The 6,322-nt window shown below is 68.9% G+C and carries 7 protein-coding genes; all 7 read right to left on the bottom strand.

Annotation, left to right across the window (positions count from 1 at the left end; all coding sequences use genetic code 11):
• Positions 1–133 precede the first annotated feature (133 nt).
• The 7 genes from MLE27_RS17090 to nuoH all read right to left on the bottom strand — a co-directional run bounded on the left by MLE27_RS17090 (position 134) and on the right by nuoH (position 6,229).
• A complete protein-coding gene (locus tag MLE27_RS17090; protein WP_243313729.1) occupies positions 134–1,927 on the bottom strand; it encodes a Na(+)/H(+) antiporter subunit D in 1,794 nt (597 codons plus the stop codon).
• The gene (locus tag MLE27_RS17085; protein WP_243313727.1) at positions 1,917–2,135 is read right to left on the bottom strand and encodes a hypothetical protein; all 219 of its coding nucleotides are present in this window, start codon (positions 2,133–2,135) and stop codon (positions 1,917–1,919) included. The genes MLE27_RS17090 and MLE27_RS17085 overlap by 11 nt, the downstream gene beginning before the upstream one ends.
• 214 nt (positions 2,136–2,349) lie before the next feature.
• Positions 2,350–3,834, bottom strand: a complete 1,485-nt coding sequence (locus tag MLE27_RS17080) for a monovalent cation/H+ antiporter subunit D family protein (protein WP_243313724.1) — start codon at positions 3,832–3,834, stop codon at positions 2,350–2,352.
• A gap of 7 nt (positions 3,835–3,841) precedes the next feature.
• Positions 3,842–4,150 (bottom strand): NADH-quinone oxidoreductase subunit NuoK, encoded by a 309-nt coding sequence (gene nuoK, locus MLE27_RS17075; RefSeq protein ID WP_243313723.1) that lies wholly within the window; start codon positions 4,148–4,150, stop codon positions 3,842–3,844.
• A complete protein-coding gene (locus MLE27_RS17070; protein ID WP_243313721.1) occupies positions 4,147–4,659 on the bottom strand; it encodes an NADH-quinone oxidoreductase subunit J family protein in 513 nt (170 codons plus the stop codon). Before MLE27_RS17070 ends, nuoK begins: the two co-directional genes overlap by 4 nt.
• Complete coding sequence (locus MLE27_RS17065; RefSeq protein ID WP_243313719.1) at positions 4,652–5,227, bottom strand: 4Fe-4S dicluster domain-containing protein; 576 nt, start codon at positions 5,225–5,227, stop codon at positions 4,652–4,654. The genes MLE27_RS17070 and MLE27_RS17065 overlap by 8 nt, the downstream gene beginning before the upstream one ends.
• Positions 5,228–5,239: 12 nt before the next feature.
• Positions 5,240–6,229, bottom strand: coding sequence for an NADH-quinone oxidoreductase subunit NuoH (gene nuoH / locus MLE27_RS17060; protein ID WP_243313717.1), 990 nt, complete (start codon positions 6,227–6,229; stop codon positions 5,240–5,242).
• Positions 6,230–6,322: the final 93 nt, after the last annotated feature.

Raw genomic sequence — 6,322 nt, 5'->3', positions numbered from 1 at the left:
GGCCAAAAAAAACGCCCCGGAGGGCGTCACACGGGGCCTTCGGCGGTTCCCACCCGGAGGGGCCGTCTCCCACTTTGGCCTGATTTTACCACCTGACCCCTTCGGACAGGCCTGCGCCGGGCGGCCGAGAGAATTACGGCCACAGCCAGATCCCCGCGAACACCGCCACGGCCAGGGCCAGCGAGGCCGTCAGGTAGGTCTGCAGCCGCCCGGTCTGCGCCGTGGCCGCAACGCCGCCCAGATGCCCGGCCGCGTAGGCCGCGCCGTCCACCACCATGTCGATGCCCTTGCGGTCGAACACGGCCGCGAAGCGTGCCTTTTCCATCAGCCCGCGCAACCCCACCGTGCGGTAGACCTCGCTCCAGAAGCCGTCCACGAAGGCCAGCGGCTGCGACACGAGCTTGTAGAACACGCGCCCCACGGCCCCGTAGAGCATGTCGAAATCCGCCAGACGCCCGGGCAGCGGCGCCACCACGTTCCTCGCGATCATATACGCCAGCACGCCGAAGCCCGTGAGCATGAGCGACTGCAGCACGCTCCAGGCCGTGTAGGGGTGGAAGTCCACCTTGTAGGGCAGGATGGCGTACAGCGCGCCCGGGAACACGCCCAGGCCCAGGCACACGAGCGACCCTCCGATCATGGCGGCCTTCATGCAATTCGGCACCGGGGCAGCCGGTTCGGCCTGCCCCTTGGGCGCGAAGAACACCAGCCAGGGCAGGCGCACACCCACGGCCAGGATGGCCGCCAGCGCGCCCAGCTCCAGGGCCAGGCCCAGCCAGGTGTTGAAGCCCGAGGCGGCGGAGATGGTCATTGACTTGGTGGTGAACCCGCCGAACAGCGGCAGGCCCGAAGTGCTGGCCGCCGCCGCCAGGTAGCAGGCCGCCACCAGGGGCATGGCCTTGGCCAGGCCGCCCAGGCGCTCCATGCGCGCAGTGCCCGTGGAGGTCAGCACCGCGCCCACGGCCATGAACATGAGCCCCTTGTAGGCCACATGGGCGAAGGCGTGCGCGCAGGCCCCGTTGAGGGCCATCTCGGTGCCCACGCCGATGCCCGCCAGCATGAAGCCCACCTGGGCGATGGTCTGATAGGCCAGGCTGCGCCGGGCGTCGCTCTCGATCAGGGCGTAGACGCCCGCGTAGAGCACCATGGCCGCGCCCGCCACGGTGAGCGGCTCGAACCCGGAGAAGGCCCGGGCCAGCACGTACACCGAGGTCTTGGTGGTGAAGGCGCACAGGTACACCGAGCCCATGGCCGAGGCCTCGGGGTAGGCGTCGGAGAGCCAGGCGTGCAGCGGCACCACGGCCGCGTTCACGGCGAATCCGCCCAGGATCAGCCAGTCGTACAGGGCCAGCGGGCCTGGGGCCACGTGCTCGAAGGCCAGGGAGCCCGTGGCCTTGTAGCGCAGGATCAGCCCGAACAGCAGGAGCAGCCCCCCGAAGATGTGGAACAGGAAGTAGCGGTAGCCCGCGGCCTGGGCCGCGTCCGTGCGTCTGAGCCAGATGAGCAGCGTGGAGCCGATGCTGGTCAGCTCCCAGAACACGAAGAGCGTGAGGTAGTCGCCCGCCAGCAGGCAGCCCAGGGCCCCGCCCACGTGCAGGGCGGCCGCCGCCGGTTCGGCCGGGGCGTCCTGGTAGAGGGCGTACACCGCCGCCAGCAGGGATTGCAGCGCGAACACGTGCATGAACACCAGGGAGAGCTTGTCCGCCCGGGCCAGCACCAGGGTGTTGCCCAGCCAGTGCATCTTCGCCAGCACGACCTGCCCGCCCTCCAGGGAGAAGCTCAGCCACACGGCCGTGGCCACCGCGACCAGCGGAGGGATGAGCGTCAGCGGCTTCCAGTTGAGCCGATTCCTGGCGAAGGGCAGCAGCGCGGCCAGCCCCAGGAAGGCCAGCGAAGGATGCACGAAGCCGATCAAGTCAGCGGCCATCGCCGTCCCTCCCGTTGATCCTGACCAGCGGCCCCAGCATGGCCCCGGCGGCCACGCACAGCGCCAGCCCCCCCAGGAGCCCGAAGGCGGCCCAGAACCCGGGCACGGCCTCGGCCTCGAAGTGCGGATGGTGCGGCAGCACCAGCAGGTTGGCCCCCGCCAGCGCGGCCAGGATCGCCGCCAGGATCTTCCAGTTCTTGCTGCTCACAGGCGTTTCCCCTTCGTCAATGATGGCCCTTCGAGGGAGGAGGGCCTCCGGCGGCCAAAGGGACTTCGTCCCTCTGGACTCCCATCTTGCTTCGCGTTCAGGACGGATGCTCTTGCACCCGACCGCTCGCCCCGACTTTCCGCGCTGGTCCGCGCCGGGTTCCGGGTCGGCCTCCAGGGGGGCACCGCCGGAACCTACAGCCCAATTTCTTTCCCTAAAACCCGCCGAACGCGTTCACGAACCGCAGGAACGTCTCAGGGAAAATGCCCAGGTACAGCGATATCAGCGCCGTGAGCGACAGCGGCACCACCATGGTCAGCGGGGCCTCCCCGCCGTGGTGGTGCTCCGCGCCCTCGGGCGCGGGCCTGAAGAACGCCCGGTACACCACAGGCGCGAAGTACGCCGCGTTCAGCACCGTGGAAGCCCCCAGCACCAGCAGGATCGCCAGCCTGTCCGCCTGGAGCGCGCCCCCTGCCACCAGCCATTTGGTCACGAACCCGCAGGAGGGCGGCACGCCGATCATGGACAGACTCCCCACGGCGAAGGCCGCGAAGGTGAAGGGCATCTTCCGGCCCAGGCCGTCCATGAGGCTGATCTTCTTCACGTGCGCGGCCACATAGATGGACCCAGCCGCGAAGAACAGCGTGATCTTGGAGAACGCATGGTGCGCGATGTGCGCGAGCCCCCCCGACACCGCCAGGGGCGACAGCAGCGCCACGCCCAGGATGACGTAGGAGAGCTGGCTCACCGTGGAGTAGGCCAGCCGGGCCTTGAGGTCGTCCTTGGTCAGGGCGATCACCGAGGCCGCCACGATGGTGAATGCCGCCAGCCAGGCCGTGGCCATGCCGATCCCCAGCGAATCCAGGGCCTGCACCCCGAAGCCGGAGAGCATCACCCGGCTCAGGCTGAACACGCCCGCCTTGACCACGGCCACCGCGTGCAGGAGCGCCGAAACCGGCGTGGGCGCCACCATTGCCCCGGGCAGCCAGTTGTGCAGGGGCATGATGGCCGCCTTGGCCAGCCCGAACAGGTAGAGGAAGTAGGTGACCTGAACCAGCACGGGGTTGGCGTCCTTGGGGAACATGCCGTGCACGATGTCGGTCAGGTTGAACTCCAGGGTTCCGGACAGCACGTAGGTCAGGATCATGGCTGGCAGCAGGAACAGCTTGGAGGAGCCCATGAGGTACACCATGTACTTGCGCGCGCCCGCGAAGCCCTCCTCGTCCTGGTGGTGGGCCACCAGGGGGTAGGTGAAGATGGTGATGACCTCGTAGAACAGGTAGAGCGTGAACACGTTGGCCGAGAAGGCCACACCCACGGCCCCGAAGATGGCCACGGCGAAGCAGAAGAAGTAGCGCGTCTGGGCGTGCTCATCCAGGGAGCGCATGTAGCCGATGTTGTAGCTGGTGGCGAACATCCACAGGAAGCAGGCCACCAGCGCGAAGATCAGCGAGAGGCCGTCCGCGCAGAAGGTCACGGTGATGCCGGGCATCAGCTCGCACACCCGCCACAGCCAGACCTTGCCCGCCAGCACCGCCGGGGCCAGCCAGAGCACTGCGCAGAAGGCCAGGAAGCCCCCCGCGAAGCTCACGGCCTCGCGCAGGTTGGGGCGGTTGCCGAAGCGCCAGACCAGAAAAGGGGCGGCGAAGGTGATCGCCAAGGGGATGAGCAGCCTCGGGCTTTCAAGGAATTCGGCCATCTCCGCCCTACCCCCTCAGCTCCGACACCGCGTCGCTCGCCGCGCTGCCGAAACGTTTGCGCACCACGTAGACGATGGCCAGAACCAGCGTGGATTCAGCCGCCGCGAGCCCCATCACGAAGAGCGCCGCCGCCTGCCCCAGCTCGTGGGGCATGGGCGTGAGCTGCCCCGCTGCCACGATGGAGAGGCCCGCGCCGTTGAGCATCAGCTCCACGCTGATGAGCATGCCCACCAGGCTGGAACGGGAGAGCAGCCCGAACAGCCCCACGGCCAGAAGCCCGAAGGCCACCAGTTGATACAGAAGCAGCGGGCTCATCTGGGCTTCCTCCTCTCGAAGGCCAGCACCACCGCGCCGGCCATGGCCGCGAAGAGCACCACCGAGATCACTTCGAAGCCCAGCACGTACGGGCCGAGGAAGGCCGCGCCGATGTCGGAGGGTGGCACCTCCACGGCGGTTCCCGCGATCTTCGGCCCGTGGCGCAGGCAGGCCGCGGCCAGAAGCCCCGCCACCACAAGCCCGGCGGCCCCGGCGCGCAGGGTGCGTCCGGCGTCTCTGGCTCCGGCTTCCTCCTGCTCGGCCTGGGCCCTGGTGAGCATGATGGCGAAGAAGATGAGCACCACCACCGCGCCCACGTAGATCAGTATCTGCATCAGGGCCACCAGGGGCGCGGCGATGAGCACGTAGAGCGCGGCCACGCCCATCAGCGAGAGCGTGAGCCCCAGGAGAGCGCGCACCAGGCTTTTGGCCGTGACGGCCCAGACCGCCCCGCCCAGGGTCAGCGCGGCGTAGAGCGCGAAGGATACCTGTACCACCAGCTCACGCATGGGCCTTGCCTCCCTTTGGGCCGCCATGGGCCGCCTGGCCGCGCAGGCGCTCCATGAGGTCGAATTCGAAGCGGCCGCGGCTCGCGCCCGCAAGGTACACGTCGTGCGAGAAGCGCAGCGACCCGGCCGGGCAGTTCTGCACGCAGAGGCCGCACAGGCTGCAGGTGTGGTAGACCAGATGGTAGGAGAGCAGCTTGCGCGGCTGCGCCTGGCTGGGCGGCGGCGCCTTGAACTTGGGCCTGGGCATGAGCTGGTCCGCCCCGTTGTGGGATTCGTAGCTCACCGTGGGGTCGGCGGGCAGGTCCTCCGCCACCACCTTCAGGCAGAAGGAGGGGCACAGCTCGGCGCAGAGCCCGCAGCCGATGCAACGGGCCTTGGCCGGGTCCTCGTCGGTGCCCACCAGCTCGATGTGGCCCCGGAAGCTGTCCAGGTGGCTGGGCGGGACCTCCTGCCGGGGGTAGTGGATGGTCTCCTGCGGTTTGAAGAAGTTGGTGATGGTGACGCGCAGGCCCACCACCATGCTCCACACGGCGGCGAGCGCCTGGACGGGTGCTGTCAGAATGGCCATTTCGCGCCTCCCCTACCCGGCCAGCTTCACGGCGAGGGCCGTGGCCAGGAGGTTGACTAGCGCCAGGGGCATGAGCCAGCGCCAGTTGAGGTTGAGCAGCTGGTCGAAGCGCACGCGCGGGTAGGTCCAGCGCATGAAGATCACCAGGGTGACCAACAGGTACATCTTGGCCAGGAACCACCACGGCCCGGGCGCGAACGGCCCCTGGGACCCGCCCAGGAACAGCGCCGTGGCCACGCAGCCCACCACGATCATGTTGGCGTACTCGGCCAGGAAGAAGATGCCGTTGCCCATGCCGGAGTATTCGGTGTGCACGCCCGCCGTCAGCTCGGACTCGGCCTCGGCCAGGTCGAAGGGGGCGCGGTTGGTCTCGGCCACGGCGCACACGAAGTAGATGAAGAAGGCCAGGGGCTGCACGGCCACGTTCCATTGCCAGGGCCAGCCGCCCTGTGAGCCCGCAAGCTGCCGCAGGTCCAGGCTGCCGCACATCAGGGCCACGGCCAGCACGGAGAGCAAAAGCGGAATCTCGTAGGCCACCGCCTGCGACACGGCCCGCGCCGCGCCGAGCAGCGACCACTTGTTGTTTGAGCCCCAGCCCGCCAGACACAGGGCCAGCACGTTGAAGCCCGCGAAGCTCAGGATGAGCACCAGGCCCAGGTTGGTCTGAAGCCCGAAGAGGTTCTCCCCGAAGGGGATGGCGATGAACATGAGCGGCACGGGCATGAAGGCCATGAGCGGCGCGGCCCAGAACAGCAGCCCGTCGGCCCCGGCCGGGGTGGCCAGCTGTTTGCCCACCAGCTTGCCCGCGTCCGCGAAGGCCTGGAGCAGGCCGTGCGGGCCGACCTCGAAGGGGCCGGGGCGGCGCTGCACGTGGCCCGCCACCTTGCGCTCCACGTAGAGCAGCAGCATGCCGTTGGCCGCGATGAAGCCCACGAGGGCCAGCAGGCCCACGCCCAGGCGCAGGAGCTCCGGGGCCACGGCGGCGAGGGACGATCCGTTCATTTCCCGGGCCTCCTTATGCGGTCTGCGGGGGCTGGACAGATGTCCGCACCGGCGTTGGCGCTTACGGCTGGGCCGTTCGCGGGACAAATCACC

The sequence above is a fragment of the Fundidesulfovibrio agrisoli genome (assembly GCF_022808715.1).
GTDB classification, from domain to species: Bacteria; Desulfobacterota; Desulfovibrionia; order Desulfovibrionales; family Desulfovibrionaceae; genus Fundidesulfovibrio; species Fundidesulfovibrio agrisoli.
This window is presented reverse-complemented; position numbering and strand designations above follow the sequence as displayed.

Excerpts from the sequence above, each read along its gene's own strand:
- MLE27_RS17070 (WP_243313721.1), bottom strand. The coding sequence starts at position 4,659 with ATGCGTGAGCTGGTGGTACAGGTATCCTTCGCGCTCTACGCCGCGCTG.
- MLE27_RS17090 (WP_243313729.1), bottom strand. The coding sequence starts at position 1,927 with ATGGCCGCTGACTTGATCGGCTTCGTGCATCCTTCGCTGGCCTTCCTG.
- MLE27_RS17080 (WP_243313724.1), bottom strand. The coding sequence starts at position 3,834 with ATGGCCGAATTCCTTGAAAGCCCGAGGCTGCTCATCCCCTTGGCGATC.
- MLE27_RS17065 (WP_243313719.1), bottom strand. The coding sequence starts at position 5,227 with ATGGCCATTCTGACAGCACCCGTCCAGGCGCTCGCCGCCGTGTGGAGC.
- nuoK (WP_243313723.1), bottom strand. The coding sequence starts at position 4,150 with ATGAGCCCGCTGCTTCTGTATCAACTGGTGGCCTTCGGGCTTCTGGCC.
- nuoH (WP_243313717.1), bottom strand. The coding sequence starts at position 6,229 with ATGAACGGATCGTCCCTCGCCGCCGTGGCCCCGGAGCTCCTGCGCCTG.